Annotated in this window: 4 protein-coding genes; 2 read left to right on the forward strand and 2 right to left on the reverse strand. The window is 60.1% G+C overall.

Features of this window, described 5'->3' with window-relative positions; translation table 11 throughout:
• Both WBB85_RS03615 and WBB85_RS03620 read right to left on the reverse strand, forming a co-directional pair.
• Positions 1–291: cytochrome b/b6 domain-containing protein (locus WBB85_RS03615; RefSeq protein ID WP_432637256.1), on the reverse strand; the 291-nt coding region annotated here is incomplete at its 3' end.
• The gene (locus WBB85_RS03620) at positions 284–568 is read right to left on the reverse strand and encodes a PepSY domain-containing protein (protein ID WP_109384011.1); all 285 of its coding nucleotides are present in this window, start codon (positions 566–568) and stop codon (positions 284–286) included. The genes WBB85_RS03620 and WBB85_RS03615, both read right to left, overlap by 8 nt.
• A 145-nt stretch (positions 569–713) precedes the next feature.
• Here WBB85_RS03620 and WBB85_RS03625 point away from each other — a divergent pair, with 145 nt between their 5' ends.
• Both WBB85_RS03625 and WBB85_RS03630 read left to right on the forward strand, forming a co-directional pair.
• Positions 714–1,373: a response regulator transcription factor gene (locus WBB85_RS03625; protein WP_085310917.1), complete on the forward strand. Its 660-nt coding sequence runs from the start codon at positions 714–716 to the stop codon at positions 1,371–1,373.
• Positions 1,370–2,353: histidine kinase dimerization/phospho-acceptor domain-containing protein (locus WBB85_RS03630; protein WP_432637257.1), on the forward strand; the 984-nt coding region annotated here is incomplete at its 3' end. The genes WBB85_RS03625 and WBB85_RS03630, both read left to right, overlap by 4 nt.

The raw sequence follows: 2,353 nt of genomic DNA on the forward strand, positions 1-2,353 counted from the left end.
CACGACATCTCCGATATAGCCAATCGTTTGCGACGGTCCCCGCAGGAACTGCGAGAAACGGGCGTATTTGCTGCCGACAAGGCCCCAGATCAAACGGAACGCAATCAGTCCGGCGACAATGTAACCCGCGATTTCGTGCACCGTGCCAAGCTCCTCGGCGCTCAGATAGGCCACGACAAACGTGACAACCAAACTCCAGTGAAAGACCCGGACCAAAGGATCCCAGACACGGACCTTGGCCGTAGATCCTTGCGCGGTTGAAGACGCATCATGTGCAGAGGTCTCAGTCATCGTCGTCATCCTCGTATTCGAATTCGATCATTTGAAGGGTCTGCGGATGAACGGTCACTTCGATCCGACGCCCCTGTGCATCGCGGCCATCAATTTCGTAACAGCCATCATCGATCTTGATCCGACGCACGGTCCAACCGTTGTCCAACGCCATCTGCGCCACCGCTTCGCGCGGCTGCCAGTCGGCCATGGGGACAAAACAGTCATCATCGTCGGCAATCGCAGCGCCCGCCGAAAGCGTGGCGAAAACGGCGAGCATTGTCAGTGTCTTCTTCATGCGGCAAACTCCGGATTGCGGCCAATTTCACCAGACCATGCGCCACCAACCTGACAGGTTCCTGAAGCTCGCGGGCTGATGTGCGTCAGTCTCGCGTAAGCTGGATTGTTCAAGATGACTTGTGAAACAAAGGAATCCGACACCCATGCGCATTCTGCTGATCGAGGATGATACCGTTCTGGGCACCGCCGTGCGCGACCAGATCGCCGCCGATGGCCACTCCGTGGACTGGGTGACACGGCTTGATGCGGCGGGCGATGCAATGGCGGTTGCCGCCTATGATCTCCTGCTGCTTGACCTCATGCTGCCCGATGGTCGTGGCATTGGATTTCTGAAGACGATCCGAAATCGGGGGGACGTGACCCCGGTGATCATCCTGACAGCCCTTGACCAGATTTCGGATCGGATCGAAGGGTTGAATGCGGGGGCTGACGATTATCTGGTCAAACCGTTCGACCTGTCGGAACTCACCGCCCGGATCGGATCGGTCGCGCGCCGGTATAGCGGCAATCCAAACCCGATCATCACCCATGGCGCACTCGACATCGATCTTGCCTCCCGCAGCATCCACCGGAACGGCAAACCGGTCCAACTGACCGCGCGCGAATGGGCGCTGTTCGATGCGTTTCTGGCACGCCCGGGTCAGCTGCTGTCGAAAACGCAGCTTGAAGACAAACTTTATGCCCACGGGGCCGAAATCGAAAGCAACACCATCGAAGTCCATGTCAGTCGCCTGCGCAAGAAGCTTGGGGCTGACGTGATACAGACCGAGCGTGGCATGGGTTATCGTCTGGGACCTTCATGAGACTGCCACGTAGCCTCCAGGCCCGTTTGGGGCTGTCATTGGGTATCGGGTTGACGCTTCTGTGGATCGCGACCGCCACGGTGACGGCGGTAAACCTGCGCCACGAAATGGATGAGGTCTTCGACTCCGCCCTGCAAGAAACGGCGCAGCGCCTTCTTCCGCTGGCCGTGCAAGAGATTGTCGGCCGCGAAGATGACGGTGTGACCCAACGCCTTGGCGCGATCCGCGAACATACCGAGTTCTTCACTTACATCGTGCGGGACGCGCGGGGGCGCATCCTGCTGCAATCGCATGCCGCCGATCCGGATATATTTCCTGCCTATAACGGGACGGGCTTCCGTCAGACAGCAACCCACAGGCTTTACAACGAGGATGCCTTGCAGGGCAGCGTTCGCATTTCGGTGGCCGAACCGCTGGACCACCGCGCCACGGTCGCGCGGGAAATCCAGATGGGGCTGGGCCTGCCGCTTCTGGTAGTAATACCGCTTGCGCTGCTCGCCATCGTGCTGGCGGTCCGGGCAGGCCTTGGACCCATTCGCCGTTTTCGCGAACGCTTGGATGCTCGGGATGCGCGCGACCTTTCACCTGTTCCGACGACAGGAATTCCGTTGGAAATTGTTCCGATGGCGACAACCCTGAACGGACTTCTTGGGCGCTTGAAAGAGGCGTTCGACGCCGAACGCAGCTTTGCCGCCAATGCCGCACATGAGTTGCGAACACCGCTCGCCGGAGCCATCGCGCAGGCGCAACGGTTGCAGTCTGAAACAGGTGACCCGGCTGCTGCTGCCCGAGCGGCAGACATCGAAGCCACGCTGAAACGGCTAACACGCCTGTCGGAACGCCTGATGCAACTGGCCCGCGCCGAAGGAGGTCGCCTGCGGCTGGACCAAACCTCGGACCTGCGCGGCATCGCGCAAATTATCGTGGACGAGATAGAGCGCACCATATCGCCGGGGCGCATCGTGCTGACGCTTCCCGAC

The sequence above is a fragment of the Albidovulum sp. genome (assembly GCF_049646345.1).
Classification (GTDB): Bacteria; Pseudomonadota; Alphaproteobacteria; order Rhodobacterales; family Rhodobacteraceae; genus Albidovulum.